Here is a 17,299-nt window from a genome sequence, read left to right as displayed (position 1 = left end):
GAATACAATGTTTGTACATGAACTGATCTATCAGGGAAAACCTGATTCTCTCGCCATTGTCGACCATGAACGCCGCATTACCTACCGCGAACTGCAGCAGCATGTCGCTGCCTGCCGCAACCGTCTTTATGTTGCCGGTGTCCGCGTGGGTGACCGCGTCAGCATTTTTTCGCGCAACAGTGCAGATTACATCTACGCCTACATGGCCATTGCTTCTTTGGGGGCCATTGCCGTACCCATCAACTTCCAGCTCAGCAGCCGCGAAATTGCCTACATTATAAAGGATTCGGGCTCCCGTCATATCCTGACTTATCAGCCTTTGAATCTCGTCGATGCGCTTGCGGCCCTGCGCTGCGATATGCGCATTATCCAGCATGATATCCGTCAGGCCGGCAAAATAGATGAGACCATTCCGGCAGCACCGCCGCTGCCGCCGACTTTCGATGAGCAGAATCCCTGCGTCATCATCTACACGTCAGGCACAACGGGCTCGCCAAAAGGCGCCGTACTCTCCCACCGCAATCTCATCGCCAATGCCGGACAGATGAGCTTCATGGGCTGCAAAGCAGAAAACGTGGTTCTCTGCGTTCTGCCGATGTACCACTGCTTCGGCTGGACCTGCTCCGTCCTCTACCCGCTTTACTGCGGTGCTGAAGTCGTCATCCTCGATTCCTTCACGCCGAAAGAGACCATCAATGTCATCCGCACGGAAAAAGTCAACGACCTCTACATCGTGCCGTCCATCTGCAGCCTCCTGACGAAGCTCGCCACGAAGGAAGATATGGCTTCCCTGCGCCTGGTCGTCTCGGGCGGCACGACGCTGCCTTTAAAGATTGAGCAGGATTTCATGAATAAATTTGGCGTGGATATCTGCGAGGGCTATGGTCTTTCCGAGACCTCTCCTGTTGTCACGATGAATCCGCCCGAAAAGCCAAAAGTCGGTTCCTGCGGGCCGGTCGTACCGGGCATCGCCTGGAAGCTCATCAATTCGGACGGTGAGGAAGTCCCGAAGGGCGAAGCCGGCGAACTCATCGTCAAAGGTGACAACGTCATGCTCGGCTACTGGAATCTTCCGGATGCCACGAAGAATGCCCTGCGCGGCGGCTGGTTCCACACGGGCGATGTAGCCCGCGCCGATGAAGATGGCTACATTTATATTGTCGACCGCCTCAAGGACATGATCATCAGCATGGGCGAGAATATCTATCCGCGCGAAGTCGAAGAGCTCATTTATCAGTTCCCCGGCATCAGCGAAGCAGCCGTCATCGGCATCGATGACAAACTGCGCGGACAGGCCGGCGCCTGCTTCTACAGCCTGCATGAGGGTGCCACCATCAACATCCGTGAACTCAAGAAATTCCTGCAGGCCAACCTCGCGCTCTACAAGATTCCGCGTGAATTCCATGAGCTCGCTTCCCTGCCGCGCACTTCAACCGGCAAGATCGCCAAGCGCCAGATTCTCAAGGACTTTTTAGCCAGCAAGAACGCTGAAAAATAAAAATAAAACTATCAAAAAAGAAGGTCTCAGCAGGGGCCTTCTTTTTTTGATGGAGTTTTGATGAAATTATTTTTCCATATCCTGTGCGATTTTCTGCAGGTAATCAATGAGCAGTTTTTCATCCTCATAAACCTGACGGCTCTTCTTCGTGACAATGCCAGAATTAATATAGAACGGCTTTTCCAAAGAAATAGGCACCAGATTCTCACTAGGAAGAACAGCCTGCCTTGCTAAAAACGTCGAACAGATGCCGCTCTCCACAAGATTTTTGATTGTGTGCAGATACGGCGAGTAATGAATGATATTAGGTTTGCAGTTATATTCGGCAAACAAGTCCTGAACCATGCGGTAAATGAAGAAGTGACTGTCCAGCATGACGAGTGGTTCATCGGCAAAATCGTCAAAGGAAACCTTCCTGCGTTTGGCCAGTGGATGATCTGGATACGTAACAAAGCAGCACTCGCAGTCATACAGCTTCTGATAAAGAAGTTTTTGGCTGAAGCCCGTTGTGTAATTCGTCAGGGCAATATCGAGTTTTTCTTCTTCCACCATCTGCAGGGCACTGATGCCGCCCGTCTCGATGATTTCCAATTTAATCTGCGGATTCTGCTTGCGGAACTCCCCGAGAATGCGCGGCAGAAAACGCGTGCCAATCTGCAGAGGCAGGGCCATGCGGATGTGATTGCGATTCTGTGCCATATCCTGTACTTCGACTTCCAGCTGGTCAATCTGGCTTAAAATGTGGTTGATTTTAGCAAATAATTTACTGCCCTCCGGCGTCATGACGAGTTTTCGTCCTTCACGGTGAAAGAGATTAAGTCCGGTCTCCTCTTCCATCGTCCTCATGGCCACGCTGATGGTCGGCTGCGAAACATGCAGATGTTCTGCTGCTTTCGTGATATTCTGCCACTGACACACCTCGAAAAAATAACGCATCTGCGTCAAAGTCATCATATATAACACCTTTCCTATATAACGCGTATAACGCGTAAAGCTTGTACATCCATCTCGATATTGTCATTCGTTTTACTCATATTATAGCATAAAGCTATGATAAACACGGTAAGAAAGCGCACAAAAAAACTTCCCTCAGGCGGGGAAGTTTTTTGTGCATCACATGAAGTATTCTTTATTTTGTTTTTGCCTTACAGATGCCATCGGCCCAGTCAAAGAGTTCTGTCAAGTCATAATCGCCGGCATGGCCTTTGCCCCACGGCGAAGCAAAGTCCACGTCATAGCCATGGTCCATGAGAGACAAAGCAAGAATGGCCGGAATGGCCAGCGCCGTATCGCGGTCTTTCGCCCCGTGGCGGATGCGCCAGTGCGGAGCCACTGTGACACCTTTTTTGCCGATAAAATACAGCGGGTTCATGCGGCGGATGTCATCCCAGGTCGCCATCGTCGCCCCCGGTGTCGTATCGCGCGTCAGGGAAAAGCCCGTAAAATGGCGCGGCGTATTGTCGGACGTGCCGAACTCATCGTTTTCGCCAGAGCTCAAATCGAATTTATCAAAGGCCGGTGCTGCCTTGAGGCGCGTTGCCCAGGCAGCGTACCCGGCAAGGTCAACATCCTTGACATTGCCATCTTCAATAGTCAGCCAGCCGAGGTCCGAAAGGTCTTCCCCTGCATCGAGGGCCGTCTGAGCCGAAGCTGCATAGATGGATTTGATATAATCTGCAAAGGTCCCCGTGCCATCTTCATTGAGCGTCAGGGCCCTGCCGTTCTGATCCGTGAGGTTCAGGCTGTTGACATAAGCAGGGAAAAGCGCCTTGAGCTGCTCAGAGGCCGTGATTTCGGCAGCCGTCATCGGCGTGGCAGCGGCTGTTTCCGTCGGGGCATTTTCCGGACGGTCCGTCACGGTGCCATCCTGGTCCTGACCATCGGCTGTTACGGGCTGTACAACGGGCCCCGGTCCCATCGGAATGACAGTATCGCCTGCCTTGAGAAAGGCAGGCATCTGACCTGGCTGCATCGGAATCATCGGGCTGCCAGATCTCTGATATGCCTCATTGACGCCGTTGAACATCCACTCATAGGCCATATCCGCATGGTCGAGGTTCGTAATCGGGCAGTAGTCCATCGAAGCAAAGATATCATCGCGCTCGCCCGCTGCCCCGACGGCCTTGAGCTCTGCGCTGTATTCTTTGCTGTTGCCCGTTGCGCCGAGCAGGGCAGATAATGCGCCGCCCGCGCTTGTGCCGTCTGAAATGATCTTATCCGTGTCACCGGCTGGCAGACGGTGCCTGTTATGACGCAGATAACGGACCGCGGCCTTATAGTCGACAAGAAAGGCCGGTGCCTTGCCCACATACGTTTTGCCGTCATCGCCTACCGTCGTGCGGCCGCGGACAGCCGGAGCTGCAACGACATAGCCTCTTGCGAGGGCCACGAGCGAAGCGTTCGCGCCGCCGGACATTTTATCGTCTGCACTCGGCTCCTTGATGTCGCCCGGCATATAGCCGCCCACGCCGTTTGGCAGGAAAATCGGTGCCGTCTTAGCCGTATAGCCATTGACCGTGCCGCCCTTTTCAAAATAGGCCTCCGGAATGAAAATGCTCATGGATTCTGAAGCCACCGAAGCCGGCTTCGAGACATACGGGATATTGCGGTAAGCGCGGAAGGCGACATCCTGCCCATTGAGCTGCAGCGTTTCCTTCGTATAATTTTTCGCATTGAACTTCAGGCTGTATTTCTGCTGTTTGGCTGCAGCCTGTTTTTTTGTCGTTGCCTTTGCCGCCGTGGTATTATCCTGTGCTGCTGCCACGTTCTTTACCGCAGCGGTCTGTGCCGCGCCATCTGCAGCAGCTGCCTGCGCTGCCCCTGTCGCAAAGGGCACAGTCAGAGCGCTGACCGCCAGCATCGTCAAAACAGATTTCTTCAGATTCATATCATCCATCCTCTCATCTCATCCAGTCATTTCCTTCATTATATCATGCTATTTTCTATCCAGCATATCCGTCATGAAGGAAGTTGCAGAAGTTCCCGACAATAGAAAACCGCCATCCAGGGATGGCGGTTTTCTGTTCTCAGTCGAAATTTACGCTTCTCCTTTCTATACACCAAACTGCGTATCAGGTATCAGTATCAGGTGTTCTTGGCAATGACAGCACCGACCACGGCGCCGAGCACAGCGGCGGTCGTGACTTCACCAGTCGAATGCGAGCTGCTCGAACTCTTCTTAGGCGGCTTGCGGTTGTGGTCGTAACGGCCCTGCTCGCCATCGCGGCGCTGATATTCCCAGTTGCGGTCACCTGTATCATGACGGTTATTCTGCTGTTCATAACGCGGCGGCTCGTGGCGCGAGGCAGCCTCGGCCGAAACCGTCAGCGTCGTGCTCGCGATGCCAAAGCTCATGAGGCCTGCAAGGGCGAGGGCCATGCTCTTTTTCCACGCTTTTTTGATATTCTGGATTTTCATAAGGATCGCTCCTCTCATCTTCTATTCCATCGCAAGGGGCTTTTGCCTTCCTTGATGATGGCTCTATTCTAAAGCGGCGAGCTTGCAATCCCTTTAATCGGGCGTTGGATTTTCGTTAAATCTTTTCTGACGAAGAACATCAGAAATAAGAGAGAAAGTTGCGTGCAATGGCGGATAAATAGCGTTCCCGCGGCCAAATGGCAGCCAGGCGCGTATAAAGAAATTTTTCTTTTATGACCTTGCAGTGCAGATTGTCATGCGCCGCCAGAGAAAGGGCAGACTGCGGCGCGATGGCAACGCCGAGTCCCGCATTGGCCCAGAGAATGGTCGTGCGGGCATCATCATTGAGGCAGCAGACATCCGGCGTAAAATCATGGGCCGCAAAGGTATCCATGAGCAGCTGCTCAAAGCGGCGATAGAGTATTAACGGTTTTTCCGCGAGTTCTTCTGCCTCTATTTCTGTTTTCGTCTCATCCCAGTCGAGTTCCGGCGTCATCGCGGCAATCATGGGCTCCGGCTGACGGTACTTGCAGTTAAAATGCACCGCGTTAAAAGGCGTGCGCACGATGCCGATTTCGATGATGCCTTTTTCAAGCAGATTGATGAGCTGATATGTATTGCCATCGTGAATTTCAAAACGCACATGCGGAAAATGTTCGCGAAAAGACTGCATGCCCTCATTCTGCAGGACATTGCCGGATGATGACACAGTCCCAAGTGACAGTGTCCCGCGTGTGCCCTGTTTCATATCCTGCATTTCTCTTTTTGTCATCGCGGCCATGTCGAGCAGCTGTGCTGCGCGCTCCGCAAGCAGCCTTCCCGCATCGGTCAGCTCGATGTGATGCGGTCCGCGGCGGAAGAGCTTCATGCCAAGTTCATCCTCGAGCATTTTCATCTGGCTGCTCAGGGGCGGCTGAGCCATATGCAGCCGGCGGGCGGCCGCTGTAATCTGACGTTCTTCTACAATGGCGAGAAAATAACGCATCTGCTTTAAATCCATAGTACCTTCATTCCTCTCTTGACTTCATATTGTTCTCAGATGGCAATAACGGGATACCGATACGCGTGATATACTCACTGGGATTGGCGGTCCCCAAATCCTCAATGATGCTTTCCTCATAAGAAAACGCGCCTGCCTGCAAATCGGGATGTGACAAAAGATACTGACGCAGTTTTTGATAAGAAGCATGCGTCGCCATATAGTCACCTGAAAAATACGTCACAAGGTAGCTGCCGGCCGGCCGGACCGCACAAAACTCCGCTGGCACATTCTGCAGGGATTTTGTCGTCACGGTAAAAAAACGTGTCAGGATATGCTCATGCCCCTGCAGAATATCTTCTTTTGCTGCCATAGCGCCAAATGCCGTGCCAGTCGTCAGATTATGCTCCAGCATATAGCGCATATGCTCCATGATAATGCGCTCCACACTGCCCTGATTCCCCTGAAGCATGAATTTACGCACGGAGCGCGAATAAATGAGTTTGGCCGCCGGCCATTTCTCGATGACCACTTCACCGCAGCGAATATTTTTGACAAGGGCGAGAGTATGACGCTGATTGCGCACAATCTCCTTCATATATTGAAGCTTGCAAATCTCTTCATCCAGCCAAGTCTCCTGTTCCGCGAGCAATTTTTCAAGCCCTGCCGGACTGCGGTGTTCCATATATTCCTTGATTTCCGAAAGGTCCAGCCCCATCTGACGCAGCATGCGGATCATGATGAACGGATAACACTGCCTTACCGAATAATAGCGATAGCCATTTTCGCCAACATGGTCCGGTGAAAAAATGCCCTGCTCATCATAATAATGAAGCGTACGCTTATTGACGCCGCAGAGTTTGGCAAATTCTCCTGTGTGGAAACTCAGACCGCGTTCCATTTCGAGCCCTCCTTGACTTTACAGTGACTGTATACTTTACCATGAGTATAGAACATTTTTCTGAAAGGATCTTGATAACATGAATACCGCTTTGAAATCGCCGCTCGGCAGGCATTTCAAACTTTTGAGCCTGCTGCGCTTTGCCCTGCCGTCCATTGGCATGATGATTGTCATCTCCCTCTACACGGTAACGGACGGCATTTTCATCGGGCGCTTTGCCGGCAGTGATGCACTGGCGGCTTCGAATATTGTTTATCCTGTCATCAATCTCGTGCTCGGTCTTGCCATCATGATGGCCTCGGGCGGCTCGGCCCTCGTGGCCAAGAATCTCGGCGAAGGGAATCTTTCGGCTGCACGCCGCCGCTTTTCTCTGCTCGCCGTCGTGACCTCGGTCATGGCAGGTTTTTTCGCCCTGCTGGCCTTTCTGGCAGGCGACGGACTGCTCGTTTTGCTCGGCGCTTCTGAGGCTCTGCTTGCCGACTGCCGTGCCTACCTCTATGCCCTGCTGCCCTTCTATCCCTTCGCCGCTTTGATGATTCTCTTCAATTCCTTCTTTATCGCCGATGGCCGTCCTACACAGGGATTTATCGTATCGATACTGGCAGGACTCACCAATGCGGGTCTTGATTACCTCTTTCTGGCCCATCTCGGTTTTGGCATAGCCGGAGCAGGACTCGCTACAGGCCTTGCTGACCTGCTGGCCGCCGGCATCGGTCTCGTCTATTTTTCCCGCTGCAGCCGTCTCCTGCGCTTCACTAAACCTGCTGTGGAATGGCGTGCACTGGGGCAGACTATGTACAACGGCAGTTCTGAACTCGTCACCCAGCTTTCTGTCGGCATTACGACATTCCTTTTCAATATCATGACCTTCCATTATGCCGGGGCTGACGGCGTAGCCGCTATTTCCGTCATCCTCTACGCAGAGATGCTGCTGACCGCTGTCTATATGGGCTTTGTGACTGGCACAGCTCCGATTTTTTCCTTCCATTTCGGAGCACGCGCTTTTTCCGAACTCCTGCGCCTTGTCAAACTCAGCCTCGTCATCATCGCAGGCTTCGCCCTGCTCTCCTTCAGTTTTGCCCATCTTTTAGCTCAGCCGCTCATCATGTTATTCCTGCCCGAAGGCGGCCATGTCTATGATATCACGCTCACGGGCTTCCGCCTGTTCTCCTTCTCCTTCCTGCTCTGCGGCTTCAATCTCTTCATTTCCGGATTTTTCACGGCCATTTCGGATGGGCGTACTTCTGCCCTGATGTCCTTTGCCCGCAATCTGCTGGGAATCGTCGTCTATCTGCTGCTTCTCCCTCAGGTCCTTGGCCTTACCGGTGTATGGCTGGCCGTACCGGCCGCCGATGTCACGGCATTGGCATTCGGCACGTTCCTGCTGCTGTCCCGCCTGCACGACTTCGGCCAGACGCACGAGCTCCGTCCTATCTAATCCTAAGCAAAAGCACAGCAAAAAACTCCGCACCAAAATGATGCGGAGTTTTTTTACAAACTCAATGTTTCACGTGAAACATTTATGCTTTTTCACCCGTAGAATACATCGGGATCTTCTCCGGATTGTCCTTGATGGTCCAGACACCGCACGGGCAGACGCCGGCGCAGATGCCGCAGCCGATGCAGCGGTCCGGATTGCTCGTGTACTCGATGGTGCCATCTTCATGCACAACGCGGTCGATGGCCTTTTCTGGGCACGATTCGAGACACATCTTGCAGTCGCGGCAGGTACCGCAGCTCACGCAGCGCTTATAGTCGCTGACAGGGTCGCCAAGTTCGCAGTGATGACATTTCTCGAAATAAGCCTTGGAAAGACGCTCAGCCGGAACCTGTTTCTTCTCAGGGAAGGCCTTGTATTCTTTGCCCATGACGTACTGGTCGACATACCAGGCTGCCTTGCGGCCGCTGCCGATGGCATCCGTCAGGCGGCCCGGCTTAATCGTATCACCGGCCGTGAAAACGCCGTCCATGATGGACAGATCTTTATGCGGCACGAGCCAGCTCTTGCGGAAATACTCGATGCCTTCATCCTCCGGCAGGAAGTCGAGCACTGGCTGCTCACCGATGGAAACGATGACCTGGTCTGCTTCAATGAAGCGGCCATCGTTGCCGTAAACACCTTCCGGCGTGATCTTGCTCGTGAAGAACGGCCAGACAATCTTGCCGCCAAGGCCTTCAAAATAAGCAATTTCCTTGGCAAAAGCAGCTGGCTTCTGCACATCAACGGCGATGACAGATTCTGCCCCCATCTCGTAAGCACCGCGGCACGTGTCCATGCCGGAGTTGCCGGCGCCGATGACGACAACTTTTTTGCCCGTCTTCGGATGTTCGCCGCGGTTGATGGCCTTGAGGTACTCGAGCCCCATCGTCAAATACTCAACGCCTTCCCAAGGGAAGAAACGCGACTTCGTACCGCCCGTAGCGACGACAACAGCATCGCTGGCTTCGCGGATTTTGTCGAATTTCTCACGGTCGACCTTGCAGCCTTCGACGAATTTGACACCGATGCTCTCGATGCGCTTGAGCTCAGATTCAAGGAGTTCGTGCGACAGACGGCCGCGCGGGATGACCTGCTCGAGTTTGCCGCCGATATGGTCGGCATCGTCATAGACCGTAACCTCATGGCCCTTGCGCGCGAGCTGCCAGGCCGTCGACAGACCGGCTACGCCGCCGCCGATGATGCCGATTTTCTTGCCCGTGTGCTCTTGCGGCGGCTCTACCTTCGTGAAGGCCGAGCTGTAGCCGAGGTCGCCAATCTGGATTGGCTCATCAATCGTGCCGCGCGTGCAGGCGTCCATGCAGGGATTCGGGCAGACCGAACCGCAGACGGAACCTGGGAACGGCGTATAGTCGAGTTCGAGCTGGATGGCCTTGTCGAGTTCGCCATTGCGGATGTATTTATAGCGCAGCTGCGTCGGAATACCCGTCGGGCAGTTGAATTCGCATGGCGCTGCGTACCGTGCATTGTCCCAGCTCGGTACGCGCAGACGGTAAAGACCGTGCGAAATCGTATTATGAACAGCGAAATCGTCATGAGCGACATCGGAGAAGATACCGCCCTTGACCCATTCGTGCAGACGGAACGACTTGAGGTCCGGCGCTGGTTTTGGCTTGCGCTCAGCGCGCGTCAGCGGACGCAGCTTATGCCACTCGTTCCAGTTCGTCAGCTCTTTCTCAAGTTCCGGACGCTCGATATGGGCGAGGAAATCGCCCATGCCGCCGGCGAGGAAGGCAATATCATCGTCATTGAGGTCTTCGCAGACGATATCCGCCGGATGCGTGCCAATCGCGCCGCGGACATAAACGACGCCGCCGACCATGCCGACGCAGGCGCGTTCGCCGAGGACCGAGTCGAACTCCGCACTGTCATAGCCGCAGACGACAGCCTTGCCGCCGCCCATAAACTCGAACGAGAATGAACCGACATTCTTCAAAATCCAGAGTTCCGGCTCTTCGTAAAGAGGATCGTGCTTCATCAGCGAGCCCGTACGCGTGCCGCCGCGGCCGCCGATGAAGATTTTGCCGCCTGAGGAGCAGTGACCGGCAGTATCGCCGGCATCACCCTTGACGGTGATGATGCCGCCGGCGTTGAGCCAGCCGACATCTGCAGAAGTCGATTCCTCAATGACGATTTCCGTATTCGGCAGGCACATGGAGCCAGTGCGCTGGCCGGCATTCCAAACGTGGAAATGCAGTTTCTTGCCTTCCGGATGCCAGAGCGGACCGCCGATATCATGCTGACCGGAGGCCTTGATTTCAAAATCCGTCTCGCCCTGCTTGACGGCTTCGCCGATGGCCAGGAGCAGGTCCTGGGTGGACATGCGTTCATGTCCTTTCATGGTATCTATCTTAAACATTAAGCTCTCCTCCTGCTATCAGCAAACGTACTGGATGCCAAGTTTGTCTGCCACGGCCTTGTCGGTCGAGACGAGTGCGTCGCTGCGGCCGATTGGCAGCGAACTGTTGCCGATTGGCGCCATGAGCTTCTTGAGCTCCGTATCGAAGGTCAGTACATAATCGACGATCTTCTGTGCGCCGCGGTCGATATCGAGGCGTTTGACAAGGCGCGGGTCCTGCGAGCAGATGCCCATCGGGCACTTGCCGGTGTTGCAGGAATTGCAGCGGCCCTGCTCGTTGCCGATGCAGCCGAGCAGCTGAATCAGGATCTTGCCGCAGAACACGCCGTTGGCACCGAGGCACATCATCTTGAAGGCATCTGCCGCAGCATTGCCTGTCATGCCGATGCCGCCGCCGCCGTAAAGCGGGATCTGGCCCTGCAGGCCCTGCTTGACAGCTGCGAGATAGCAGTCGCGGATTTTCGAAACGACCGGATGGCCCGTGTGGTCAAGCGAGACCTCGTTGGCTGCACCCGTGCCGCCCTGAATGCCGTCGATGAAGAAACCGCCGCAAATCTTATACGGATCACGCAGCAGGTTGTTGTAAACCGAAACCGACGTAGCCGAAGCCGCGCATTTGATGGCGACCGGTACGCGGAAGCCAAAGGCTGCATTCATCGAAAGATGCATCTTCTGGACCGATTCCTCGATGGAATACAGGCCCTGATGGTTTGGCGGCGAAGCCAGCGTTGCCTTCGGTACACCGCGGATAGCCTGTACGTGCTCGGCGACCTTTGCCTCCGGCAGCAGACCGCCGTCGCCCGGTTTTGCACCCTGACCAATCTTGATGAGGACGCCCGCAGGGTCCGTCTTCATATGCGGCATGGCCTTGATGATGCGGTTCCAGCCGAAATGACCGGAAGCGATCTGGATGATGAAGTATTTGAGATAATCCGATTCGAGGAGTTTTACCGGCATGCCGCCTTCACCGGAGCTCATGCGGACCGGCAGGCCGCATTTCTCGTTGAGGTAGCCAACAGCCAGTGCTACGGCTTCCCAGGCACGGGTTGAAAGAGCACCAATGGACATATCCGAGAAAATCAGCGGATAAATCCAATGAACCGGCGGCGTATGCTTCGTCTCGACGAGCTTGCCGTCTTTAATGGCAAAGGGCAGTTCTTTTGCCGAGAGCACGCGGCCAAACGGGGAACGGATATCGAACGTATGGCGCGCAGCATCGAGCGACGGGTCCGTCATCTGAGAGATACGGCCGACCACGATGGAATCGAGCGTGCGCTGTGCGTTGAGGTTCGTACGGCCGCCGCGTTTAATCGGGCCGTGGTCCTTCGAGAGCAGGGTCTTGCGCGTATCGGGGTTGCGCACCGGATGAATAGCATCATTCGGGCAAACCTTCTCGCAGATCCCGCAGCCGCGGCAGTAATCCGTGAGACTGGCCACCTGCTTGATGACCGGGCGGACCTGATGAATTTTCTTCGGCTCCGGCAGCGGCTTTTCCGATACTGTCAGGGACTGGCCGCGGACTGCTACTTTGATGGATTTAAAGGAGCAGGAAGCGACGCAGCTGCCGCACATCGTGCAGCGGTCGGGATGATATTCGATTATCCATGGGAGATCATTTACGCCCACATCTTGAGTCTTTACTGCTTCCATCTCTGTACCTCCAGGTCGTTGTCGATGACAACGATTTCGCGTTCATTCGGGTAGATATCCTTTGTCTCATCACGGTCCGGCATGATTTCATTGAGGCCGCAGACCTCGGACGAAATGGCGACCATGTCATCCGTGCGTCCTACGACAACAGGACGCAGCTTCTTGGAATCACAGCACGTGATCATCTTCTTGTCCGGCAGGACGCCGATGATCGTGTTCGGGCCGTTGATTTCGAGGTTCGCCAGGCTCTGGCGGATGGCAATAAGCACATCCTTATCCGGACGTTTCTCGATTTCTTCAAACGGCAGCGGCGTGATGACGTGCTTGTAATACGTCAGCGGCCATTTGAGCTCGTGATGAACGTAATGGAGGGTATTGAGGAAGCACTGCGAATCGGACTCAAAGCCGATGTAGCCGCGGTGCAGGGATTTCTGGAATTCCTTGTTCTTTGTATAGAAGGTATTCTCGCCGTTTGCACAGAGCGTATAGCCCTGCAGGAAGAACGGATGGGCCGCATAGCGGACGATATCGTAGTTCGTGTTCTGACGGCACTGGGCAACGATGGATTTTGCTACGAGACAGCCATTGTCATCCCAGAGATGGAAATACGTGGCAATATCGCGCGGGTCGCCGATTTCCTTGAGCGTCAGCACATCCGGCCAGAACGAATAAACAAAACCGGCATTTTCTTTTTCGAGCAGCTTGCGCAGTGCCAGGCGCGTATCGAGCAGCAGGTCTTCCTTCTGCTCTTTCGTCATATGCTCCGCATCTTCCGGATAATCGTAATTGCGGAAGATGTAATATGGCATAGCCTGAATATCAAGTCCCGGGCGTTTGTCCGGCACCGGAATCCACTCGGCCAGCTGTACGAAGTTATGCGTATCCATGTACTCTTCAACAAGCTGAGCACCACGCTGCGTGCAGGCAAGCGATAACAGCGGTTTATCCTTATAATTGGAAAAGATTCCGTACAGGTCCTGCATGACCATGGCGAAACCTGAGTTATCATGACCTTCCTGCTGCGGAAGCATGAGATGCAGTGCCTTGGAGGGCTGAATGGGTACTTTGCTCTTGATGGAACCTATCCGACACATGGCGGTCTCTCCTTCTATCCTACATACTATTTAATACACAAATGTATCTATGTAATGCATACAGCGTTACGTAACTTCTATTATAAAAATGTATACTTGACATGTCAACCATAACTTAACATGTATACATGAATACCACCACTTTCTAAAATATTTCATCGAAAATGCGGCTGCAACAATAAAAAAATCCACGCAAACACGAAACAATGCGTTTGCATGGATTTTCTTTTCCTTATATATAGGAAATCAATATCAGAGATAACTGATTGGGTTGACCGTCTGGCCATTGACACGGACTTCATAGTGGACGTGCGGGCCAGTCGAGAAACCGGTGCTGCCCATATAGGCAATAATCTGGCCGCGGCGGACATGCTGGCCGACGCTGACAACGACCTGCATGGCGTGGCCATAACGCGTCATGATGCCATTGCCATGGTCAATATCGACCATGTTGCCGTAACCGCCGGAATTCCAGCCGGCCGTGACGACCGTGCCGTCGGCCGTGGCAACGATTGGCGTGCCCATGTCGTTGGCGATATCGATGCCCGGATGGAAATCAAAACCGTTCCAGCGCAGGCCGTACGGCGAGCTGACTTCACCGCGTGCCGGCCAGCCAGTCGGCGTCGTCACAGAGACGCTCGAGCCAACGAGCGAGCCCGGCAGGGAAACAGCACCATTTGGCAGGCCCATTTCTTCCTGCTGAGCCTTGAGCTCCTGCTGCAGGGCTAAAAGCGACTCACGGCGCTTCTGGATACTTTTTTCAACATTGTCGAGCGTCTCACTGACGTTATCAAGGCTCGGCGCCTGCGGATACGGGCCGCCCTGACCGTCATGCTGGCCGCTTACGGCACCCTGACCGTCGCCGCTGCCATCATCCTGAGAGTCCTGCGCGGGCGATGCCCCGGACATGCGGCGCAGGTCGTTTTCGAGCTGTGTGAGCTGGTCAATCTCATCCTGCAGGGCATTGGCCTTCTTGGAAAGCTGCAACAGCTGTTCCTGCTGGATGTTGTTGACCTGACGCAGTTCGCGGATTTCTGACGCGCCGCTCTGATTGGCAAATGTGCTGTAGACCGAATAGCTGAACGCACCGACGAACAGCAGGGCACCGGCTGCTACGGACGCAATGCCGAACTTCAGCACGCGCGCAGGCAGACGGATGCTCTTCGTGTCCCCGTCATCATCGGGAATCAGCTTAATCGTGTAGATGGTCTGCTTCTTTTTTTTCTTATCCTTTTTATCTTTCTTGCCCTCGTCGTCCGGATTGTCCTCAGACTGCTCTGCCGTTTTCTCTGCAGCAGCATCTTCCTCCGGCTTTTTCTCCTCTGGCAGTACCACGGGCGGCATGACTGTCGTCTTATCCGTCACTTCTGCCTGTTCCGGCTCTGAAGATCCCTTCGCTGCCTTCTGTTCTTCATTCTTAGCCAAAAATGAAACCTCCAAACTCTAAACGTGCAAACGTCCAAGCAAATTGCAAAGCAAAAAAATAATCCACGGAAATCATACACTCCCTGGATGAAAACTGCCTTTAAATACAATAATGCGGTAAACCTACGCCTATTATAGCATATGGTTTACCGCAATTCAAAGCCTATTTCATAAAGATTATGCCTGCGCCGAGCCCTTGTGCATCGCCTCGTCAAGAGCCTGCTGCTCTTCGGGCATCAGCGTGTAAGTCGACTGGCCCTTCTCGACCGGCTTGACATAGCTGCGCGAATCCTCGCGGCCAAAAATGCTCGTGAGTATGACACCATCGTTGTAGGAGTCAAGCAGGGCAACGGCATAACTCAGGTCACTGCCCATATCATCAAAAGCGCGGAAGCGCACAACACCGACACGCGTGATGGCCAGCTTCAGGAGGTCATCGAGGCGCTCATTTTCCTGCTTGATGGCGGCGTTCTCATCGGAAACGTTCTGAATCTCATTGAGGTGCCCGATGAGCATGCGCTCAAGGTTCGCCCCGTCCGCGCCCGTCATCATCTTGCGATAGCGCTTCTTCATGTAGCTGACCTTCATATAAAGATTGATGAGAAGGGCCAGCAGAATGACGGCAATGACGCCGAGCACGCCGACGATCACAACAATATTGTTTAGGGCAAGTTTCGTGATTTCCTGAATATCCATTGTCTATTGAATGCTCCTTAGAATAAATCAAATAAAATGTTTCACGTGAAACATTACGGGATTCAAACGGTAAAATGATCCGGCGCAGCGGTATTTCCCTCTGCCTGACGGGATTTTGCCAGCAGCTCGAGCAGCCGCTCAAGGTCATCTTCTGAGTAGAACTCAATTTCGATGCGGCTTTTCTTTTTGCCGGAGCGGATGTTGACCTTCGTGCCGAAGAATTCATGGAGACGGTTCTCCGCTTCCTGATAAAAAGCATCGGCCGGCCCAGTCTCCTGCTGCTTGGCCTTCTTTGCATCTTTATCTGCCAATTGCTGCAGATAAGCCGGATTTTCGAGCAGCTTATGCACGAGGTCCTCTGCCTGACGCGAGGAAAGATGCTGTTCAAAGATATAATCAGCAGCTTCAAGCTGCAGCTCTTTATCTTTGAGTGCCAGCAGCGGCCGTGCCTGCCCCATGTGCATATCACCTGCCACCAGCATATCCTGAATGCCTTCGGCAAGGTCCAAAAGGCGCAGGGAATTGGCGATATGCGGACGGCTGCGGCCGACCTTCTTGGCGAGCATATCCTGCGTCAAGTCAAAATTCTTCATGAGGAAGGCATAAGCCTCTGCCTCTTCAATAATATTGAGATTCTCGCGCTGGATGTTCTCGATGAGGGCAATCTCGCTGATTTCGGCATCGTTATATTCTCTCACAAGTGCGGGTACTTTTTCAAGTCCTGCCTGACGGGCAGCGCGCAGACGGCGCTCGCCGGCGATGAGTTCATAGCCTTTCTCCGGCAGGCGGCGCACGATGAGCGGCTGCAGGATGCCATACTGCTTAATGGATTCGGCAAGATCCTGCAGGGCACTTTCGTCAAAATTCTGCCGCGGCTGGTAGCGGTTGGCCTGAATCTCCGCTGCAGGGATTTCCTGCACCTGGTCTTTGGCCGGCGTAATCTCGCGGTTCTTCAAAAGAGCCCCGAGCCCCTTGCCGAGACCCCCATGAGCCTTACTTGCCATGAGCCATCACCTCTTCTGCCAGTTTCATGTACGTGTCCGCGCCCTTGGAACGCTTGTCGTAATAAAGGATAGGCTCGCCGTAAGACGGGGCCTCGCTGAGACGTACCGTGCGCGGAATCATCGTCTGATAGACGAGACTGCCAAAATTCTCGCGGACCTCAGCCACGACCTGCTCAGCCAGGCGCGTGCGGCCATCATACATCGTCATGAGCACGCCCTCTACCTCAAGATGAGGATTGAGATTGGTGCGCACGAGCTCAATCGTATTCATGAGCTGGGATACACCTTCCAGCGCATAGAATTCGCACTGAATCGGCATGAGCACCGAATCCGCGGTGGCCAGCGAATTGAGCGTCAAGAGCCCCAGCGACGGCGGGCAGTCGATGAGGATATAATCGTACGTCTCAACAACCGGTTCGAGAGCGCGTTTCAGGCGCGTCTCACGCGAAATTGCCGCGACCAGTTCCACTTCCGCACCGGCCAGCTCGATATTGGCCGGCAGTACATCGACGCCAAACTCCGTCTTGACGATGGCGTCATGCACATCGGCGCCATTGATGATGACCTGATAGATGGTCGTATCGAGTGCAGATTTATCAATGCCATAACCACTCGAGGCATTGCCCTGCGGGTCGCAGTCAACGAGCAGGACCTTTTTCCCCTTCGCTGCCAGACAGGCCGTGAGATTCACCGATGTCGTCGTCTTGCCGACCCCGCCCTTCTGATTGGCTACCGCAATAATCTTTGCCACGAACTTCACCACTTTCTTTAGATTGAT

At 54.0% G+C, this 17,299-nt stretch carries 14 protein-coding genes; 2 read left to right on the top strand and 12 right to left on the bottom strand.

Annotation, left to right across the window (positions count from 1 at the left end; translation table 11 throughout):
- Window positions 1-7 precede the first annotated feature (7 nt).
- Window positions 8-1,498, top strand: coding sequence for a class I adenylate-forming enzyme family protein (locus tag ACE419_RS08340; protein WP_435721687.1), 1,491 nt, complete (start codon window positions 8-10; stop codon window positions 1,496-1,498).
- A gap of 66 nt (window positions 1,499-1,564) precedes the next feature.
- On the opposite strand, the gene ACE419_RS08335 is transcribed toward ACE419_RS08340, so the two are convergent.
- From ACE419_RS08335 to ACE419_RS08315, 5 genes are all read right to left on the bottom strand, one after another.
- A complete protein-coding gene (locus tag ACE419_RS08335; RefSeq protein ID WP_432646493.1) occupies window positions 1,565-2,449 on the bottom strand; it encodes a LysR family transcriptional regulator in 885 nt (294 codons plus the stop codon).
- Between the two features lie 178 nt (window positions 2,450-2,627).
- Window positions 2,628-4,385: a subtype B tannase gene (locus ACE419_RS08330; RefSeq protein ID WP_432646462.1), complete on the bottom strand. Its 1,758-nt coding sequence runs from the start codon at window positions 4,383-4,385 to the stop codon at window positions 2,628-2,630.
- 197 nt (window positions 4,386-4,582) lie between these two features.
- Window positions 4,583-4,915 (bottom strand): hypothetical protein, encoded by a 333-nt coding sequence (locus ACE419_RS08325; protein ID WP_432646461.1) that lies wholly within the window; start codon window positions 4,913-4,915, stop codon window positions 4,583-4,585.
- 139 nt (window positions 4,916-5,054) lie between these two features.
- Window positions 5,055-5,915, bottom strand: a complete 861-nt coding sequence (locus ACE419_RS08320; RefSeq protein WP_435721686.1) for a LysR family transcriptional regulator — start codon at window positions 5,913-5,915, stop codon at window positions 5,055-5,057.
- A 7-nt stretch (window positions 5,916-5,922) separates the two neighbouring features.
- Window positions 5,923-6,795 carry a MerR family transcriptional regulator gene (locus ACE419_RS08315; protein WP_435721685.1) on the bottom strand — a complete coding sequence of 291 codons (873 nt, stop codon included), beginning with the start codon at window positions 6,793-6,795 and terminating at the stop codon, window positions 5,923-5,925.
- 79 nt (window positions 6,796-6,874) lie between these two features.
- Between ACE419_RS08315 and ACE419_RS08310 the strand changes: the two genes are divergently transcribed.
- Window positions 6,875-8,233 carry an MATE family efflux transporter gene (locus tag ACE419_RS08310; protein ID WP_435721684.1) on the top strand — a complete coding sequence of 453 codons (1,359 nt, stop codon included), beginning with the start codon at window positions 6,875-6,877 and terminating at the stop codon, window positions 8,231-8,233.
- 82 nt (window positions 8,234-8,315) lie between these two features.
- Here ACE419_RS08310 and ACE419_RS08305 read toward each other — a convergent pair whose 3' ends face one another.
- From ACE419_RS08305 to ACE419_RS08275, 7 genes are all read right to left on the bottom strand, one after another.
- Window positions 8,316-10,652: an FAD-dependent oxidoreductase gene (locus tag ACE419_RS08305; protein WP_435721683.1), complete on the bottom strand. Its 2,337-nt coding sequence runs from the start codon at window positions 10,650-10,652 to the stop codon at window positions 8,316-8,318.
- Window positions 10,653-10,670: 18 nt separating this feature from the next.
- Window positions 10,671-12,302 (bottom strand): glutamate synthase-related protein, encoded by a 1,632-nt coding sequence (locus ACE419_RS08300; protein WP_435721682.1) that lies wholly within the window; start codon window positions 12,300-12,302, stop codon window positions 10,671-10,673.
- Window positions 12,290-13,396 (bottom strand): class II glutamine amidotransferase, encoded by a 1,107-nt coding sequence (locus tag ACE419_RS08295; RefSeq protein ID WP_432647442.1) that lies wholly within the window; start codon window positions 13,394-13,396, stop codon window positions 12,290-12,292. Before ACE419_RS08295 ends, ACE419_RS08300 begins: the two co-directional genes overlap by 13 nt.
- A 252-nt stretch (window positions 13,397-13,648) precedes the next feature.
- The gene (locus ACE419_RS08290) at window positions 13,649-14,821 is read right to left on the bottom strand and encodes a peptidoglycan DD-metalloendopeptidase family protein (protein WP_435721681.1); all 1,173 of its coding nucleotides are present in this window, start codon (window positions 14,819-14,821) and stop codon (window positions 13,649-13,651) included.
- Window positions 14,822-14,998: 177 nt separating this feature from the next.
- Entirely contained in the window at window positions 14,999-15,517 is a 519-nt protein-coding gene (locus ACE419_RS08285) for a DUF4446 family protein (protein ID WP_432647444.1), read from the bottom strand.
- Between the two features lie 62 nt (window positions 15,518-15,579).
- A complete protein-coding gene (locus ACE419_RS08280) occupies window positions 15,580-16,521 on the bottom strand; it encodes a ParB/RepB/Spo0J family partition protein (RefSeq protein WP_435721680.1) in 942 nt (313 codons plus the stop codon).
- Entirely contained in the window at window positions 16,511-17,272 is a 762-nt protein-coding gene (locus ACE419_RS08275) for a ParA family protein (protein ID WP_435721679.1), read from the bottom strand. The genes ACE419_RS08280 and ACE419_RS08275 overlap by 11 nt, the downstream gene beginning before the upstream one ends.
- Between the last annotated feature and the right edge of the window lie 27 nt (window positions 17,273-17,299).

Source organism: Mitsuokella apri, assembly GCF_047974105.1.
Classification (GTDB): Bacteria; Bacillota; Negativicutes; order Selenomonadales; family Selenomonadaceae; genus Mitsuokella.
Note: the sequence above shows the minus strand (reverse complement) of the source record. Positions and strands in the feature narration are given on the sequence as shown.

Bases quoted from the DNA above. Each gene is read 5' to 3' on its own strand.
- ACE419_RS08340 (WP_435721687.1), top strand. From the start codon at position 8: ATGTTTGTACATGAACTGATCTATCAGGGAAAACCTGATTCTCTCGCC.
- ACE419_RS08335 (WP_432646493.1), bottom strand. From the start codon at position 2,449: ATGACTTTGACGCAGATGCGTTATTTTTTCGAGGTGTGTCAGTGGCAG.
- ACE419_RS08330 (WP_432646462.1), bottom strand. From the start codon at position 4,385: ATGAATCTGAAGAAATCTGTTTTGACGATGCTGGCGGTCAGCGCTCTG.
- ACE419_RS08325 (WP_432646461.1), bottom strand. From the start codon at position 4,915: ATGAAAATCCAGAATATCAAAAAAGCGTGGAAAAAGAGCATGGCCCTC.
- ACE419_RS08320 (WP_435721686.1), bottom strand. From the start codon at position 5,915: ATGGATTTAAAGCAGATGCGTTATTTTCTCGCCATTGTAGAAGAACGT.
- ACE419_RS08315 (WP_435721685.1), bottom strand. From the start codon at position 6,795: ATGGAACGCGGTCTGAGTTTCCACACAGGAGAATTTGCCAAACTCTGC.
- ACE419_RS08310 (WP_435721684.1), top strand. From the start codon at position 6,875: ATGAATACCGCTTTGAAATCGCCGCTCGGCAGGCATTTCAAACTTTTG.
- ACE419_RS08305 (WP_435721683.1), bottom strand. From the start codon at position 10,652: ATGTTTAAGATAGATACCATGAAAGGACATGAACGCATGTCCACCCAG.
- ACE419_RS08300 (WP_435721682.1), bottom strand. From the start codon at position 12,302: ATGGAAGCAGTAAAGACTCAAGATGTGGGCGTAAATGATCTCCCATGG.
- ACE419_RS08295 (WP_432647442.1), bottom strand. From the start codon at position 13,396: ATGTGTCGGATAGGTTCCATCAAGAGCAAAGTACCCATTCAGCCCTCC.
- ACE419_RS08285 (WP_432647444.1), bottom strand. From the start codon at position 15,517: ATGGATATTCAGGAAATCACGAAACTTGCCCTAAACAATATTGTTGTG.
- ACE419_RS08280 (WP_435721680.1), bottom strand. From the start codon at position 16,521: ATGGCAAGTAAGGCTCATGGGGGTCTCGGCAAGGGGCTCGGGGCTCTT.